This is a genomic window from Desulfoluna spongiiphila, assembly GCF_900101345.1.
In the GTDB taxonomy this organism is placed as follows: domain Bacteria; phylum Desulfobacterota; class Desulfobacteria; order Desulfobacterales; family Desulfolunaceae; genus Desulfoluna; species Desulfoluna spongiiphila.
Genome location: NZ_FMUX01000011.1, coordinates 189,816 through 207,049, shown reverse-complemented (window position 1 = coordinate 207,049; position 17,234 = coordinate 189,816). Strand labels below are relative to the sequence as shown.

At 58.4% G+C, this 17,234-nt stretch carries 10 protein-coding genes; 4 read left to right on the top strand and 6 right to left on the bottom strand.

Going from position 1 to position 17,234, the window contains the following annotated elements; all coding sequences use genetic code 11:
* Positions 1-454: 454 nt before the first annotated feature.
* On the top strand, positions 455-1,123 hold the full coding sequence (locus BLQ12_RS15770) for a YkgJ family cysteine cluster protein (protein WP_092211760.1): 669 nt from the start codon (positions 455-457) through the stop codon (positions 1,121-1,123).
* Positions 1,124-1,262: 139 nt separating this feature from the next.
* Here the strand turns inward: BLQ12_RS15770 and BLQ12_RS15765 are convergent, their stop codons facing one another.
* On the bottom strand, positions 1,263-1,994 hold the full coding sequence (locus BLQ12_RS15765) for a FadR/GntR family transcriptional regulator (protein ID WP_092211758.1): 732 nt from the start codon (positions 1,992-1,994) through the stop codon (positions 1,263-1,265).
* 783 nt (positions 1,995-2,777) lie between these two features.
* Between BLQ12_RS15765 and BLQ12_RS15760 the strand changes: the two genes are divergently transcribed.
* Positions 2,778-3,344 carry a LutC/YkgG family protein gene (locus BLQ12_RS15760; RefSeq protein ID WP_217640327.1) on the top strand — a complete coding sequence of 189 codons (567 nt, stop codon included), beginning with the start codon at positions 2,778-2,780 and terminating at the stop codon, positions 3,342-3,344.
* Positions 3,341-5,497, top strand: coding sequence for an L-lactate dehydrogenase (quinone) large subunit LdhH (gene ldhH / locus BLQ12_RS15755; protein WP_092211754.1), 2,157 nt, complete (start codon positions 3,341-3,343; stop codon positions 5,495-5,497). Before BLQ12_RS15760 ends, ldhH begins: the two co-directional genes overlap by 4 nt.
* 382 nt (positions 5,498-5,879) lie before the next feature.
* Here ldhH and BLQ12_RS27495 read toward each other — a convergent pair whose 3' ends face one another.
* Positions 5,880-6,035 carry a hypothetical protein gene (locus BLQ12_RS27495; RefSeq protein WP_175469856.1) on the bottom strand — a complete coding sequence of 52 codons (156 nt, stop codon included), beginning with the start codon at positions 6,033-6,035 and terminating at the stop codon, positions 5,880-5,882.
* Positions 6,036-6,578: 543 nt separating this feature from the next.
* Between BLQ12_RS27495 and nifJ the strand changes: the two genes are divergently transcribed.
* Positions 6,579-10,118: a pyruvate:ferredoxin (flavodoxin) oxidoreductase gene (nifJ, locus tag BLQ12_RS15740; RefSeq protein ID WP_092211748.1), complete on the top strand. Its 3,540-nt coding sequence runs from the start codon at positions 6,579-6,581 to the stop codon at positions 10,116-10,118.
* A 130-nt stretch (positions 10,119-10,248) separates the two neighbouring features.
* On the opposite strand, the gene BLQ12_RS15735 is transcribed toward nifJ, so the two are convergent.
* From BLQ12_RS15735 to BLQ12_RS15715, 4 genes are all read right to left on the bottom strand, one after another.
* Entirely contained in the window at positions 10,249-10,518 is a 270-nt protein-coding gene (locus BLQ12_RS15735) for a hypothetical protein (protein ID WP_092211746.1), read from the bottom strand.
* A gap of 468 nt (positions 10,519-10,986) precedes the next feature.
* A complete protein-coding gene (locus BLQ12_RS15730; RefSeq protein ID WP_092211745.1) occupies positions 10,987-11,289 on the bottom strand; it encodes a Dabb family protein in 303 nt (100 codons plus the stop codon).
* A gap of 866 nt (positions 11,290-12,155) precedes the next feature.
* Positions 12,156-13,610, bottom strand: a complete 1,455-nt coding sequence (locus tag BLQ12_RS15720; protein WP_092211741.1) for a sigma-54-dependent transcriptional regulator — start codon at positions 13,608-13,610, stop codon at positions 12,156-12,158.
* Positions 13,607-16,927 carry a PAS domain S-box protein gene (locus BLQ12_RS15715; protein ID WP_175469855.1) on the bottom strand — a complete coding sequence of 1,107 codons (3,321 nt, stop codon included), beginning with the start codon at positions 16,925-16,927 and terminating at the stop codon, positions 13,607-13,609. Before BLQ12_RS15715 ends, BLQ12_RS15720 begins: the two co-directional genes overlap by 4 nt.
* Positions 16,928-17,234 lie beyond the last annotated feature (307 nt).

Below are 17,234 nucleotides of genomic sequence, written 5' to 3'. Positions count from 1 at the left end.
GCCTTCTCAGACTCTTCGGAAACGAGACCAGCCAGCCCCTTTGTGCTTCGGGCATGGAATGCCCGCAATCCCCCCTCTCTCCTTTTTAAGTATCTGTGTGACTGTTTCTCGGTATGTCTAAATTTAACAATTATTTCATTTAATTGATCATTGATTACTGGTGTGAATTAATTTGACATTGGCAAGGGCCGGTGGTTCAATGGTGATCAAGGCGCACAGCACGGACGGTTTCGAGCCTTAGACGCGGCGTCGCCACCCTGACACAGGGCGGCTTTTCGCTACGAATTAACCGACGAGATGATTTCCGTAATCCCACAGCCCGACACCAAGCAATCAAGGCCCCATGCCCCCCGGATTCGGGGCCACAGCAGACGATACAAAAGCCTGACCAACGCCACCCGCAAAGCATTCGCACACCTGAATTCAACATGCTGTTTACGAAAAGGGGAACAGGATGGACGCCGAGATCTTTTTGACCATGGAAGAGGCCAAGGATGCCGTATGCCTGGACCTGGAGCACTACGGTCTCCAGGAGGATACACTGGAAGAGATCGCCGCCATGGCCGGGGGCGGGTGGCCGGAGCGGTTCCGGGAGGTGATGAGCGGGGGGGAGGGCAGGCTTTACGAGGTGATCTCCCTGGTCCAGGAGTTTTTGAACAGCCCCATCCTCACCGAAGAGGCCTTGTGCAATGCTCTGTCCCTCATGTTCTGGTCGGAGGTGCGACAAGCCAAGGGGCCGGACGGGGAGACAGGGGTGGTTCTCACCACCGAGCTTCACGACTTTACCTGCCTTCAATGCGGCCAGTGCTGCACCAACCTGGATTACAGCCGGGCCCTCACCGCAGAGGACATCGCCATGTGGAAAAAGGCTGGCCGGGACGATCTCCTGGCCTGGGTGGGCAAGGACAAGGTGGACGGCGGCTACACCATCTGGATCGACCCCCGCACCGGCGAGCCCCAAGACCCCTGTCCTTTTCTCACCATGGAGGGCGGAAAGGCCCGGTGTTCCATTCACGACATCAAGCCCGCCATCTGCAGGGAATACCCCGCCACCAAAAAGCACGGTTTCATGACCGGTTGTCTGGGGGTTGAGCTGATGTTTAAAAAGGAACAGGCGGGATAATAAAACATGCCTCCGGCGGTGAGGTGTACGAATACAGATCGGGCTGAATGACCCCCAAGGTTCCCCACTTCTGATGCTGATCAGGGGTGGGGATTTTTGTTTGTTGGGAATCGGTCATTCGGTTAAGGGCATCCGCAGCCTATTTCATTGCGGGCATGTTTCCTTCCCGGGTATTCTCAAAAAAATTTTTAATATAAAGAATGTGTTCGGCCATGGCGGCGTAAGCGTTGCCGCTGTCGCGCTGTGCGATGGTTTCAAGGATGCGCCGGTGCTGGGTGAGGATCTCTTCGGTTCGGGCGGGCATGTCGAAGAAGCGTTTTAAGCTCTCATTGATACCGTAGAAGATAAAATCGTGGAAGTACTTCATCATGTGGACCTGAAGGGGGTTTCGCGTGGCGTGGGCGATGGCCATGTGGAAGTGGGCGTCTTCATGGGTGCCCACGCGGCCTTCGCCGATGGCCTCTTCCATGGTGGCGATGCTTTTCTCCATGATACGGATGTCGTCTAAGGTCGCTTTTTCGGCGGCCAGGGCGGCGCCGTTGCACTCCAGGCCCATGCGCACCTCCAGGAGGTCGGTGATGGTGGCGTTGTGGGAAGCCATGAGGTCCATGATGGGGTTGTCCTGGACCGATCCGAGGCCCCGGACGAAGGTGCCCTGGCCCTGGCGCTGGTCTACCAGACCCATGGCCACAAGCTTGTTCAGGGCCTCCCGCACCGAGTTTCGGCTCACACCCATCTCCTTCATGAGCTCCCGTTCGGGCATGATCTTGTCCCCCGGTTTCAGGTCGCCACGGAAAATGAGGTCACGGATCTGTTCGAAGACCTGGTCGGCGACGCGTTTCGGTTTGATGGGAGCCAGGTGGCTGTTCATGGAGTCGGATCCTTATGGCTGGTTGGTATTTTTGAAAATCTTCACGGGACCTGTTTTGTTTATGCCTCCGGCGGCCCTGCCGGGGGCCAACCTTTTGAAAAGTTTGATGAACAGGTCGTAAAAATAGATTTGGTTTAATCTGAATCAAAGGCGAATGTGATTTTCCCTGAGGACGAAGGGGAAAATGCATTCGCAACGTGCTTTCAAGGTGGCACACCTTGCCGCCGGAGGCCTCTTGTCAGCTGGTGGTAGTACCATGTTTGAATCTTAGCTGCAGCAAGGCAAAAACAGCAAGGCTGATCCCTTTTCATTTCTGGTTTTAGCAAATCCACGGCCGGGAAGCAAAGCAAAAGAGGGCCGTATTTCAAGGGTATGGGGTTGTATTTTATGAACGTTCTCGAAATGTTCTTGACAGGGGGGTGTATAGTGGCTCATATTGGTACTACCAATTTATGGTAGAACCAATGACGATTCGTTGGCAAGCCCAGGCCGCCGAGAGGCTGCAAACACCCCTTTTTTTTTGAAATGCATTCCGGGTGGTTGGTCCCCCCGGGGGGGCTGGGAAGTTGCCATGCCATCAATGATGATGCCCTGGAAACGAACGTCGTTTAGAAGGCGGCTTCGTGCATCACCTGCCTATGGGTGTTATCCCTGCCGGAGCCGGGTCCTTTCCAGGGTGGTAATGACCATGGGCACCTGCCCGCGGCCGAGGGCGGCACCTTTTGAGGTGTTGCGGTTCACGGCCAACACGAGGCGGTGCCATTGAGAAGCAAGGAGGGCAATGTGAGTCAGGGCGATATTCTTCAAACCATGAAAGCGGGGGCGGAAAAGGTGGCGGCGGTTGTGACGTCGGCAGGATCCCTTGAAGAGGCGATTTCCTACGCGGTGAATCTGACGGCCGAGGAGGGAGGCACCACCATGGCGGCACCCGGCATGGACGATGCGGCCAGAAAAGCCCTGGCCACGGCGTGTGCCGACAAAGGGATCATCCTTCTGGAGTCTCCCTTAAGGGCCCACATGACCGGCATTCACACAGCCTTTACCTGGGCGGACCGGGGCATCGCCGACACCGGCACCCTGGTGCTCAACTCCGATTCCGAGGAGCTTCGTCTGGCCACCATGCTCAGCGAAACCCATGTGGCGGTGCTTCCCACAGGCAACGTGGTCCCGAACATGGACGCCCTGGAAGGGTATATGAGCGAGCATTTTGAAAAAGGCGCGGGGTACGTGGCCTTTATCACCGGTCCCAGCCGCACGGCGGACATCGAGAGGATCCTCACCATCGGGGTGCACGGACCTGAAAGACTCCACATTTTGCTGGCAGACCATGTCGACGGAGGTGAGAAATGATCCATACCCCTGAAACCGATAAAGCCTTTAAAAAGCAGATCAAGGAGTCTTTGGAAAAGGACTTCATGCGCAAGACCCTCAACAATTTCTCCGTGGCCTACCGTCAGTCCCGCGCCAACGCCTTTTCGGACCTTGACTTAGATGGGCTGCGAAACGACGTGGCCTGCATGAAGGACGAGGGCATTCCCCATCTGTCCGAGCTCTTTGACGCCTTCAAGAAAAACGCCGAGGCCGCAGGCACCGTGATCCATGTGGCCCGGGACGCCGAAGAGGCCAACCGGATCATCGCCGAGATCGCCAAAGAGAACAACGTCAAGAGCATCGTCAAGTCCAAGTCCATGACCGCCGAGGAGACCTTCTTAAACGATCACCTGGAAAAGGACGGCTACGAGGTGGTGGAGACCGACCTCGGGGAGTGGATCATCCAGATGCGCCACGAAGGGCCGTCCCACATGGTGATGCCCGCCATCCACCTCTCCCGCTATCAGGTGGGGGAGCTCTTCTCCGGCGTGACGGCCAGGAAACAGGATCCCGAGGACATCGAAGGGCTGGTGAAGGTGGCCCGAAAAGAGCTGCGGCCCAAGTTCATCGGCGCGGACATGGGGATCTCCGGGGGCAACTTTGCCATCGCCAACTCCGGGGCCATTGGTCTGGTGACCAACGAAGGCAACGCCCGCCTCACCACCACCCTGCCCAGGGTCCATGTGGCCCTCATGGGATTTGACAAGCTGGTGCCGGACATGGCCTCTGCCATGAAAATTTTAAAGATCCTCCCCCGAAACGCCACGGGCCAGGCCCTTACCTCCTACGTGACCTGGATCAAGGGCACCAACGAGTGCGCCACGGGCCCCGAGGGCCGGAAGGTCCAGCACATCGTGTTCCTGGACAACGGCCGCCTGGAGCTGGCCAAGGATCCCATTTTTGCCGAGGCCCTCCGGTGCATCCGGTGCGGGGCCTGCGCCAACGTCTGCCCCATCTACCGCATGGTGGGGGGGCACACCTTCGGTCACGTCTACATCGGAGCCATCGGTCTGATCCTCACGCCCTTTTTCCACGGAAAGGAGAAGGCCCGGGAGATCGTGAAGTGCTGTCTCAACTGCCAGTCCTGCAAGAGCGTCTGCCCGTCCAAGATCGATCTGCCCTACCTTATTAAGAACGTGTACGCCAAAATTCAGGATGAGGACGGCAAAAAGCCGTTTAAAACCCGCATGACCTCCATGCTCCTGAAAAACCGTCGGCTGTTCCACGCCGCCTTGAAGACCGCCTCCAAGATGCAGGGGCCGGCCACAGACGGGCCGTACATCCGCCATTTGCCCACCCTCCTCATGGGGGATCACAATTTCCGGCGTCTTCCGGCCATTGCCGAGCGCTCCCTTCGGGACGACTGGAAAAAGGTCAAGCCCAAGGTGACCAAGCCCATCCTCAAGGTGGCCCTGTTCGGCGGCTGCGCCGGGGATTTCATCTATCCCGAGCACGGAAAGGCCTTTGCCAGGCTCTGCGAAGCCTACAACATCTCCGTGGAGTATCCCATGGATCAGACCTGCTGCGGCCTGCCCACCATGATGATGGCCCAGATGGACACGGCAAAGGAGATCGCCGCCCAGAACGTGAAGGCCTTTAAAGCGGGCAACTACGATTACATCGTGACCCTCTGCGCCTCCTGCGGTTCCCACATCAAGGAGAATTTTCCCAAGCTCCTGACTAAAGAGGGGGCCGTCCCCGCCGAGGCACAGGCCATGGCCGACAAGCTCATCGATTTCAGCTCCTTTATGAACGATGTGGTCAAGGTAAAGGCCGAGGACTTTATGAACCTGGGGCGCAAGGTGACCTATCATTACCCCTGCCACCTGGTCCGTGGCCTGGATGTCACGGAAGCCCCCATGGCCCTTCTGGAGAAAGCGGGCGTTGATTATAAGGAGTGCGACGAGAGCCAGGTCTGCTGCGGTTTTTCCGGCTCCTTTTCTGTGGACTTTCCCATGATCTCCAAGAACATGCTGTCCCACAAGCTGGACAACGTGGAGGCCACCCATGCCTCCACCCTGGTCACCGACTGCCCGGGGTGCGTCCTGCAACTCAAGGGCGGCATCAAGGCCCGGGGCATGAATGTCACCGTCAAGCACATGGCCGAGGTGCTGCTGGAAGAAAAAAAATAGGGAATGCAGCGTATTGGGTTGTCAGCCTGCTTGTCAGTGGGACCCCTTCAATCCGGTTCCTTCAGTCTGTTCTCTGACTTCGCCCGCCCCGGTGTTGACGTCCATAGCCCCCTCCCACAGGAATATGGTGTCACCGGGGCGGGTTTTTTTTATCCACCTGCATGGGGGCCCGGATGGGCCGCGGGCAGATGGAGGGTGGTCCTCCTTTTTTCCATACGGCAAGTTCGGAAAATCGGACTTTTCCCCGGCAATCAAAGATGTTAAAAAGATGGGATGCATGAATAACATCCTGGTTATACAGGGCGATCGTTTCGCACGGGCTTCCGTGTCGTTTCAAGGGCGCCGCGCCGCCCGAAGAGCCCCTTCCGGCAGGTAACGTGGATCATTCCATGCGTCGTCGTTCACAGGATGTATGGGTTTCGGTCATGGCGTCCATGGTGCTCACCACGGGATACGCAGCGGACGGCTGTTTATCGCGGGTAACAGTCCCCGGGGCCACCAACCCGTACCTCGGGGCTGTAAAAACGGGTTTTGTCAAAAATGATTTTCCTTTGGTTTCAGCCACAAGATTCCCCCTCTCCTGACGCTAACCTCCTCTTGAAATAGCCTTTTTTTTGCGTCGTTTTTTCCGGTCACATTCTGTTTGATCACGGGATCCCAGCAGGTAAGCTTTGTTTGCTTGAAATTGTGGCACGACTTTTGTATGTTTCCCGGGTTGTCGAAAACCGCCCCTGCGGGTTGTAATGCCAAAACACCAGAACATTTTTCACCTTCTTTCCTTATATGAAAAATTCCACTTCGCGGGGGTGGTTTTCGACTTCTCATAACGCACATAGTGACCAACAGGCTGTTTTTAAGCAGCTTTCATCGATCTGACCCGGGCTGTCGGAGGCGGGCCTTCCGTGTTTTTTCCGGCACCCAACGGCACCGATACAGGCAACACACTTCGTTTGCGTCAACACAAGCGGGGTTTAAATAATGAAGAAGTGCATCCGTCCGTCCCGTTTGGGGCGGTGCAGCCGGCGGACCGCACCAGCCAGGGCTGCGGCATGAGAACAAACAAAGACAAGGGAGTCTTCTTGTGAATCAGACGAAACAGTTTAAAAAGACGATTGACGGTAACACGGCAGCGGCCCATGTGGCCTATGCCCTGAGCGACGTGGCGGCCATCTATCCGATCACCCCCTCTACTCCCATCGGCGAGAACGCCGATGTGTGGGCTGCCGGCGGTAAAAAGAACGCATTCGGTGAGACCCTCACCATCAAAGAGATGCAGTCCGAAGCCGGTGCGGCCGGTGCGGTTCACGGTGCCATTGCAGCCGGTGCGCTGACCAGCACCTTCACCGCATCCCAGGGCCTCCTGCTGATGATCCCCAACATGTACAAGATCGCCGGTGAGCTTCTCCCCTGCGTTTTCCATGTTACGGCCCGTGCCCTCGCCGCACACGCCCTCTCCATCTTCGGCGATCACCAGGACGTTATGGCCACCCGTCAGACCGGGTTTGCCATGCTCTGCTCCAACTCTGTTCAGGAAGCCCACGACATGGCCCTGGTAGCCCACCTGGCCACCATCGAAGGCCGCGTGCCCTTCCTCCACTTCTTCGACGGCTTCCGTACCTCCCACGAGATCCAGAAGATCGACGTGCTGGAGTACGACGCCATCAAAGAGATGGTGGACATGGACTCCGTACGTGAGTTCAAGGCCAACGCCATGAACCCCGAGCACCCCGAGATCCGCGGTACCGCCCAGAACCCAGACATCTACTTCCAGGGTTGCGAAGCCGCCAACCTCTACTACGATGCCATCCCCTCCATCGTCACCGATTACATGGACAAGGTGTACGAGGCCACCGGCCGCAGGTACCGTCCCTTCGACTACGTGGGTCACCCCGAAGCCGAGCGCGTCATCGTGGCCATGGGCTCCTCCTGCGAGACCATCGAAGAGACCATCGAGCACCTCACGGCACAGGGCGAGCGCATCGGCCTGATCAAGGTCCGCCTCTACCGTCCCTTTGTTGTGGAAGCCTTCCTCAACGTGCTGCCCGCTACCTGCGACCGCATCACCGTTCTGGACCGTACCAAAGAGCGCGGCGCCATCGGCGATCCCCTCTACCTCGACGTCTGCACCGCTTTCATGGAGAGCAACGTCCTGACTCCCCAGATCACCGCCGGTCGTTACGGCCTCGGTTCCAAGGAGTTCACCCCCTCCATGGTGAAGGCCGTCTACGACAACATGAAGGCCACCTCTCCCAAGAACCACTTCACCGTGGGCATCAAGGACGACGTCTCCTACACCTCCCTTGACGTGGTGGACGAGATTCACCCCGATGCCGAAGGCACAGTCCAGACCAAGTTCTGGGGCCTTGGTTCCGACGGCACCGTCGGCGCCAACAAGAGTGCCATCAAGATCATCGGTGACAACACCGAGAAGTTCGCCCAGGGTTACTTCTCCTACGACTCCAAGAAGTCCGGCGGTATCACCGTGTCTCACCTGCGTTTCGGTGACACGCCCATCCGCTCCACCTACCTGGTCACTGCCCCCGATTACGTGGGCTGCCACGTGCCTGCCTATGTGAACCAGTACGATGTGCTGGAAGGGATCAAAGAAGGCGGCACCTTTGTGCTCAACTCCTCCTGGAGCGCCGATGAGATGGACGCCCGTCTCCCCGGCAGCATGAAGCGCACCCTGGCTACCAAGAAGATCAAATTCTACACCATCGACGCGGTGAAGATTGCCGGTGAAGTGGGCCTGCGCAACCGCATCAACATGGTCATGCAGACTGCCTTCTTCAAGCTGGCCAACGTGCTTCCCATTGATGAGGCCATCGCCTACCTCAAGGACGACATCAAAAAGACCTACGGCAAGAAGGGCGACAAGATCGTCAACATGAACATCGAAGCCGTGGATCAGGCCATGGACAAGCTCGTGGAAGTGGCTGTTCCCGAAGCATGGGCCGAAGCCGAGCTTGAGAAGCCCGCCCAGGCCGACCTGCCCGAGTTCGTCACCGAGGTGATGAAGCCCATCCTGGCCCAGAAAGGGGACACCCTGCCCGTCAGCGCCTTCGAGCCCGACGGCATCTTCCCCGTTGCCACCAGCCAGTACGAAAAACGCGGCGTGGCCATCGAGGTTCCCGAGTGGATCGCTGAAAACTGCATCCAGTGCAACCAGTGCTCCTTTGTTTGCCCCCACGCCTCCATCCTGCCTGTTCTGGCCACGGATGAAGAGCTGGAAGGCGCTCCCGAAGGGTTCACCACCCTGCCTGCCATGGGCAAGGAACTCAAAGAGAAGTTCAAGTTCCGTATCCAGGTCAACACCCTGGACTGTCTGGGTTGCGGCAACTGCGCCGATATCTGCCCTGCCAAGACGCCTGCCCTGGTCATGAAGCCCCTGGCGACCCAGACCGCCGTTGAGGTGCCCAACCACGAGTTCTCCGAGACCATTGAGTTCAAGGATGAGGTCATGCCCAAGACCAGCGTCAAGGGCAGCCAGCTCCAGAAACCCCTCCTCGAGTTCTCCGGTGCGTGCGCCGGTTGTGGCGAGACACCCTACGTCAAGCTCATCACCCAGCTCTTCGGGGACCGCATGTTTGTGGCCAACGCCACCGGGTGCTCCTCCATCTGGGCTGCTTCGGCTCCCTCTTCACCCTACTGTGTCAACAAAGACGGTTTCGGTCCCACCTGGGGCAACTCCCTCTTTGAGGACGCTGCAGAGTTTGGTTACGGCAAGCAGGTGGCCATTACCCATCGCCGCAACGCCCTGAAGAACCAGATCGTTGCCGCCATGGAACTTGAGATCTCCGAAGAGCTCAAGGCCGCCATGGGCGAGTGGGTAGAGAACATGGACGATGCCGAAGGTTCCAAGCGAGCCGGCCAGACCATGGAAGCCCTCCTCGTTGTCGAGCCCCTCGAAAACGAACTGATCGACGAGATCGCGGCACAGGCCGACCTCTTCACCAAGAAGTCCTTCTGGGTCTTCGGTGGGGACGGCTGGGCATACGACATCGGATTCGGCGGCGTGGATCACGTCCTGGCTTCCGGGGAAGACATCAACATCTTCGTGATGGATACCGAAGTCTACTCCAACACCGGCGGTCAGTGCTCCAAGGCCACCCCCACCGGTTCCATCGCCAAGTTTGCCGCTTCCGGCAAGAAGGTCTCCAAAAAAGACCTCGGCGCCATCGCCATGAGCTACGGCTACGTCTATGTGGCCTACATCTCCATGGGTGCCAACAAGCAGCAGACCCTCAAAGCCCTGCTGGAAGCCGAAGCCTACCCCGGTCCCTCACTGGTGATCGCGTATGCTCCGTGCATCAACCACGGCATCAAAAAAGGCATGGGCAAAACCCAGGAAGAGTCCAAGCTGGCTGTTGAGTGTGGCTACTGGCCCCTCTACAGGTTCAACCCCCTCCTTGCGGAAGAGGGCAAGAACCCCTTCATCCTCGAGTCCAAGGCGCCCAACGGCACCATCCAGGAGTTCCTGGGCGGTGAGAACCGTTACGCCGCTCTGGAAAAGAGCTTCCCCGAAGAGTCCAAGACCCTTCGCGCCAAGATCGAAGAGGACATGGTCAAAAAGTACGAGATGTACAAGCACCTCGCCGATCGCGACATGGACGCCAAGTAAGACGAACACCGCGTAAAAAAAGCGCATCATCCGATGCGCTTTGAATAAAAAAAAGCCGCCCTCCCGAATTCCGGGAAGGCGGCTTTTTTTGTTTGGGCGGAAAAGGGCCGGCTAAAAAAGGATCAACGCATCAGAGGTTGGCCGTGGTGAGCAGGTCCTCGAAGGCCTTCTGGCTTTTGGTGACCTGGCCCTTGAAGGACTCGCGGCCCTGCTTGCAGGCATCAAAACCGCTTTTTACGATCTTTTTGGCGGGCTCGGGGAACAGGGGGTTGTCGCCGATGAGGCGGAGGGTGACCTCTTCCGCCTGCTCCTGGAAGGACCCCATGGCATTGTAGGCATTTTCAAAACCGTTTTTGTTGAATTCATAAGCCTTCCGGATAAAACTGGTGGCTTCGCTCATGCTGCACCTCCGTTATAATGGATGGATTAGGGATGGATAACTTGGGGTATGTGTGATCGGTAACGTCTTTGTATTGTTTCGATAAACAATGTAATGCAACCAGAAATCATGTCAAGAATAAAAATGTTGCACTGCAACAAAATGATGGGATAATTCTCTGGTGACCCTTGGGGGGCGGGGGTTTTGCGTGCGCAGCAAAAGCTGAAAAAAAAGGGAATCAACGGGTGGGGCGCAGGGCATGCCACCGGAAAAGCCTCCGGCGGCCCTGCCGGGGGCCAACCTTTTAAAAAGGTTGCTAAACAGGTTTTTCCTGGGGTTTACGGAATCCTTCGTGAATCATCTCGCCCCGAGGAACGAGGGGCGAGATGATTCACATTCTGGGGCCCAGGGGATCATCCCCTGGCCGCCGGAGGTATCGTTTGGCTTTTTTCCTTTGAGCCCCGGTGTGTCAGGAAGAAGGGGGAGGGATCAGACGTGGTAATCCACCACCCGGCGCTCGCTCATCACCTGCTGGATGAAGGCCACGACCCGCTGGTGTTCGGGGTGGTTGGCGTAGCGGTTGAGGGCCTCTTCATCGTCGAATTCGGAGTAGAGGCAGAGGTGGGCGGTCTGGCTTCCGGAGAAGATGTTGACGCCCACTTCAAAGGCCCGGATCTCATCGATCCTGCCCACCAGGGCGTCGAGCATGGTTTTAAGCTTTTCGGCGTTTTCTGCGGCGCTGGCCCCTTTGGCTTCCTCTTTGAGCTTGAGCATCACAATGTGTTTGAGCATGGTTCCTCCTGTCAATAAAAAGCGGGGCATTTTCCCCGGCTGATTGGGCGTATGTACCATTTTCGCCTGGTCACGATCCGTGGGGTACGGTTCCTCTGGCACTGAAATGATGAAGCCCGGCATCAACCGCTGGACGCCAAGGGGATGGGCCGAAGGGAGATGCCGGGCTTCAGGTTCCCCGGCTGAAGGGAACCCACGGAAGTCGAAGGTCGTGGTTTTCTGGTGCTATGGTCTCTGGCTCCGTGAAGGGGCCTTATTCTCTGGTTCATGGGTCCAGCCGTGCTCGTCGGGCGGCAAAGTGGAATGCGGCGGTGCCGCGGAAGATGCGCCTTTCGGTGGTGTTGCACAAAGATGACGGCTGAGGGTTTGGGACGCTGCGCATGGGGTGTTGAACAGAGAGATTGATGCGGGGGTCCCGGACGGGACCCCCGCATCAGACGCAGTTTTGGAGTATTTCTGTGTAACACTGTTAAACCCAGCAGGAGAAAGAGAATCTAACAGGTTGCTTCTTTTAATATACAAATATTGTGCCATATACAATAGAAAAATGTAACGGTTTGATTGGTAAGGTATTGGGAGTATGGGGGTTCCCATACGCCGGAAAAGCAGGGCCGGTTTTTCCCTCATCTTATGAAAAATAGGACCGAAAGTCCGAAATACAGAACTCCGTCCGAAGGGAAAACGGCGGTTTTTCTGCTGGCACCGATCTTTGTAAACCCTGTATCGGCGGTGCTCTCAGAGCACGCCAGGGCAAAGCGGAACCCGAAAGCCGTGTGGGGCCCCATGGAGGATGGCACCCCGGGCCGACTCCGGGGACAAAGGGTGCTCAAGGGGCCTTGCGCGCTTCAGGACCGGGCCTGGAGGCCCTAATCCGAAGAGATGGAGATCTCCTTTTTTTTAAGGAGGGTGTAAAAATGGGACTTGGAGAGCCCGGAGATCTGCATGATTTTTTTTGCGTTGCCCCCGGTGTGGCGGATGAGTTCCTTCAGGTACTGCTCTTCCATGACGCCCTTGAACTCCTTGATCTCCGGGATGCGGCTTCCGAAGCGGCGGCTCACCTCCGCCTCGGTCTCCGAAAGGATGCGGCTCACCGGGGGGTTGGCGTCCCCCGCAGCGGGGGCGGCGGTGCTCGCCGACTCCCGGCTGAGGGTGGCTTTGGCCACCTTGATGCGGATGTTGCTGGGAAGGTCCATGGCATAAAGGGTGCTGGTGCGTCCCGAGTTGATGAAGGCCATCTCCAGGACGTTGAAGAGCTCCCGGATGTTGCCGGGCCATTTGTAGGCGGAGAGGGTCTCGAAGAATTCGGCGTCAAAGCCTTTGTTGGGAACCCCGTACTCTTCGCAGAGGTGGTCCACAAAGAACATGGCCAGGCGCTTGATGTCCCCTTTTCGGTCCCTTAAAGGGGGCAGCTCCAGGTGGACGGCCCAGAGGCGGAAGAGGAGGTCGCGGCGGAACTGGCCTTTTTCCACCATCTCTTCCAGGTTGCGGTTGGTGGCGGCGATGAGCCGGAAGTTGCTGGTCACCTCCTGGGTCTGGCCCACGGGGCGGAAGCGCTTTTCCTGGAGCACCCGCAGAAAGGAGCGCTGGATGGACAGGGGCATGTCCCCCACCTCGTCTAGGAAGAGGGTTCCGCCGTCGGCCACCTTCACCAGGCCGGTGCGGTCGGCGTCCGCGCCGGTGAAGGCCCCTTTGCGGTGTCCGAAGAGGGTGCTTTCCAAGAGGGTCTCGGTGAGGGAGGCGCAGTCCACGATGACAAAGTTGTGCCCGGCCCGGGGGCTGTTTTCGTGGATGGTCCGGGCGAAGAGCTCTTTGCCCGTGCCCGTCTCCCCGGTGATGAGCACCTGGGAGTTGGAGACGGCGGCCTTGGCCACCAGGTCAAAGCATTTGCGCATGGAAGGGCTCACCCCGATGATGTTGTCCAGGTTCAGGGCCACCGGGGTCTCGGCCTGTTTCTCCTCCCGGTACTTAAGGGCCCTTGAGAGGCTCAGGCGGGTCTGCTTGATGGAGGTGGGCTTGACCAGGTAGTCCCAGACCCCGCCCTGGATGGCCAGCTCGGCACCGTCCGGGTCGCCCTGGCCGGTCAAGATGATCACCTCGGGCTCGGAAGGGGCTTTCTTGATGAGGGGAAGGGCCGTGAGGCCGTTGCCGTCGGGGAGGCGCACGTCGAGGAAGACCACGTCCACCTCGTTTCCGGCAAGGAAGTCCGAGCCCTCCTTGAGGGTGTGGGCGGTGACGCAGCGGTGGTCCATCCTCCCCACGAGGCTTTCCATGGTTTCACAGAACTCGATGTCGTCGTCGATGATGAGGATGGTGGTGGTCATGGGATCTCCTTGGGCTCCTGGTGCAGGACGGTGTTGATGGCCTCGGACAGGCTCTGGCGGTTGTAGGGTTTGATCAGGACGCTTCGGACGTTGTCCGTGCGATCCATGGAAAGGCTTTTCTGGCGGCCCGAGACAATGATGACGGGGCAGGCAGGGGCGATGTTGCAGAGCTTGGCAGCCAGGACAAAGCCGTTGTCGCCGGGCATGTCAAAGTCGGTGATGACCAGGTCGATGGCCTCGGTCTGGGCGGTGACCATGGCAAGGGCCATGGCGGCGTCACCGGCCACCAGCACCTGGTATCCCAGGCGCTCCAGGACCCGGGGAACCGTCTGCTGCTGCTCTTCGTCGTCCTCCACAAACAAGATGGTGCCCTTGCCGGAGGATGGCAGTGCGGCACGCTTGGCTGCGGGCACATCGGGTTTTTCCGTCCTCGGCAGGTAGATGTCGAAGGTTGTCTCGATGCCGGGAAGGCTGCTGACGTGGATGCCTCCGCGGTGCCCTTTGAGTATACCATGAACCACGGCAAGGCCAAGGCCTGTTCCCCCCCCTTTCTCCTTGGTGGTGAAGAAGGGGGCGAAGATCTTGTCCATGAGCTCTGAAGGGATGCCGGGGCCGTTGTCCGAGACCGTGATGCGGCAGTAGTCCCCGGGCTGGATGCTGAGCAGGTCGGCCAGGTGCTCGTCCACCTCGGCCGGTGCCACGGAGACGGTGATGGTGCCTCCCCCGGTTTTCATGGCGTGAAAGGAGTTGGTGCACAGGTTCATGATGATCTGGTGCAGCTGGGTGGGAGCGGCCAGACAGATGCACTCGGAGCACTTTTTGACCTCGCTGAGCTCGATGTTCCCCGGGATGGTGGAGCGGAACAGGGAGAGGGCCTCGCCCACCACGTCGGTGACGTTGACGATCTGGTGTTCCTCCCGGGACGGGCGGCTGAAGGCCAGGATGCGGTTGACCAGCTCGCTGCCCCGGGAGCTGGCCTTGAGGACCCGCCTCAGGTCGTCGGCGGCCATGGCCTCGGGGTCGATATCCTCCAGGGCCAGCTCCGTGGAGTTGATGATGGAGGTCAGGATGTTGTTGAAGTCGTGGGCGATGCCCCCGGAGAGGGTGCCCAGGGCCTCCATTTTCTGGGACTGCACGAGCTGTTTTTCAAGGTTCACCTTTTTGGTGATGTCCTCGGCCGTGCCCAGGATACCTGAGACGTGGCCGTGTTCGTCGCTCAAGGGGATCTTGTTGATCTCCAGGCACACCTCCTTGCCGTTGAGCTTTTTGATGTTGCGCCGGATACGGTAGCGCGGGGTCCCGAACTGGATGACGGAGCGGTCCACCTCGCAGGAGGTGCGGATGTCCTCGGGCTCGGCCATAAGGTCCGTGTAGGTGACATCCACGTTTTTGGCGGGGTCCAGGCCGTAGAAGAGCTTGAAGGAACGGTTTCCGCCCACGTAGGTGAGGGAGGGGTCCTGCCAGTAGACAAGCTGGGGGATGTTGTCCAGGACGATCTGGAGCTTGTCCTTGGACTCTTCCATGGCGATCTCCGCCTGTTTTCTCTGGGTGATGTCCTCGCCGATGCCCTCGATGTGCTCCAGCTCCCCTTTTTTGTTTCTCACCAGGGTGGCGTTTAAAGAGGCCCATCGCTTTTCGCCGGTGATGGTGAAAAACTCGATCTCAAGGCCCTGGATGTCGTTTCCGATGCGGATCATCTCCCGCAGTTTTTTGCGGGTATCTTCGGTGGCGTAGTGGTTTTCGATTTTGTCGATGTGGGTCAGGGCCTCTTTGCGCCCTGAGTAACCGAGCATCTGGGCAAAGGCGTTGTTGATATTTAGGATCCGCCCGGAAAGATCGGCAAGGAAGATCCCCTTGGTGGCGTTTTCGAAGATGCTGCGGTAACGCTCTTCGGCCTTCTGGAGGTCGGACTGGGCCCGCTTCATGTCGTTGATGTCCAGGATGGCGCCCACGAGCCCGCAGATTTCGTTTTTGGCGTTGCGGTAGGTGGCCTTGTGCAAAATGACGTGGTGGTTGTCGCTGCCGTGCTTGAAGATGCGGGAGTGGTAGACCCGGATTCCGTTTTCGGCCGTTAAATGGGAGTCGCTCTCATCGGAGAGGGGCGGGACCTTCTCGGGGTAGAAGAGCTCGTCGGTGTGGCCCAGGATCTCGGACCGGGTGACCCCGAACCATTTTTCAAACTCCCGGTTCACGCCCTGGTAGTGGCCGGCCAGGTCCTTGACGTAGATGGGGATGGGCACGGTCTCCATGAAGATCTCCAGAAAGGAGAGCTGGTCTTTCAGGTCGTCTTCCACCCGGCGCCGCATGATGATGTTGATGACCAGAAAGACCAGAACCACGGTGAGGGTGGCAAAACTGACCACGAGCACCCAGAAAAGTTCCCGGTTCAGCCGGTAGAAGGGCTGGGGCATGTTGAGGATTTCCGCCTCGTCCGGCAGGGTTGACATGGGGATGTTGAATTTTTTCAGCTGATTGTAGTCGAAAATCCAGCTGTATTGGGCTTCAAAGGAGACGGGAAGCTCGGAGACCGGAGTGCCGCTGAGGATCTCCAGGGCCATGTGGGCCGCGGTCTCCCCGTGGAGGCGCCCGCTTGCCATCCGGCCGCCCATGGTGCCGTAAAAGGTGCCGTCCCCTGCGCTGTACTGGGGGATGAAAAAGAAGATGGTGTCGTCGGTGGCCTGCCGCACCGTTTGAAAGAGGTTGTCCCGGTTGGCCATGTTGATGAATTCGATGCGAAGCTGGCGGTCCCGGTCGGGGTAAGCCTTGCGGATCTCACTGCTCACCGCCACCCCTGTGGCCGACGAGTCGGTGATCACCACGATGCGGTTGCGCGTGGGGTGGAGCTTGAGGGCGATGTTGATGTTGCCCGAGATATCCACGGACTCGGCCACGCCCGTGATCTTTGCCTGGCCCTGGAGCAGCTCCGGGGTGTAGTTGTTCACCCCGCAGAAGACGAGGGGCACCTCCGGAAAGAGGGCCTGGCGGTGGGTGACGGCGAAGCGGAAGGCGTTGTTGTCCGACGCGATGACGATATCGGGGCGAAAAAAGGTGAGCTTGTGGCGGTACAGGGCCAGCAGGGTCTCTTCCACGGCTTCCCCCCGGTACCTCTTGGAGTCCATGTACTCCACCTGCAATTCGATGGACACGCCGCTCTCCGAAAAAACGGCCCGGATCCCCTCAACGATCTTGTCGGACCACGCGTAGCCGTTTTCATAGGAATTCAGGATCAGCACATTGGTTTTACCGGCCATGGCCGGCAGGGCGAACATGAAGAGCGCAGCAGCACCCGCAATCCAGGATAACATCGCACGCTTCATGATCATTCCTTTCCTGCTGAGAGGGTTCGTGTACCGGAGAACATGCTGGGGGTCTCCTTAAATTAAGGTGGATCTTTTTCCAACGAATCAGGGTATTATGAACAAATAAGACCGGAACGCCGATGGCGGTACCTGATTTTATGATCTCGACCCTGCGGCTCCTCTGCCTCCAACGCCTTTTTCCATCCCTGATCAACCTGCCACTAGCACTATCAAGCACTATCAAGATCCATGCCAGCCGTTCGATACGGCCGAAGGGCGTTCCCCCGGCACAGCGGGAGCATTCTGGTGGCGTTGATCCGTCCAA

Coding starts and splice junctions, on each gene's coding strand:
- BLQ12_RS15770 (WP_092211760.1), top strand. CDS start 455: ATGGACGCCGAGATCTTTTTGACCATGGAAGAGGCCAAGGATGCCGTA.
- BLQ12_RS15765 (WP_092211758.1), bottom strand. CDS start 1,994: ATGAACAGCCACCTGGCTCCCATCAAACCGAAACGCGTCGCCGACCAG.
- ldhH (WP_092211754.1), top strand. CDS start 3,341: ATGATCCATACCCCTGAAACCGATAAAGCCTTTAAAAAGCAGATCAAG.
- BLQ12_RS15735 (WP_092211746.1), bottom strand. CDS start 10,518: ATGAGCGAAGCCACCAGTTTTATCCGGAAGGCTTATGAATTCAACAAA.
- BLQ12_RS15730 (WP_092211745.1), bottom strand. CDS start 11,289: ATGCTCAAACACATTGTGATGCTCAAGCTCAAAGAGGAAGCCAAAGGG.
- BLQ12_RS15720 (WP_092211741.1), bottom strand. CDS start 13,610: ATGACCACCACCATCCTCATCATCGACGACGACATCGAGTTCTGTGAA.
- BLQ12_RS15715 (WP_175469855.1), bottom strand. CDS start 16,927: ATGAAGCGTGCGATGTTATCCTGGATTGCGGGTGCTGCTGCGCTCTTC.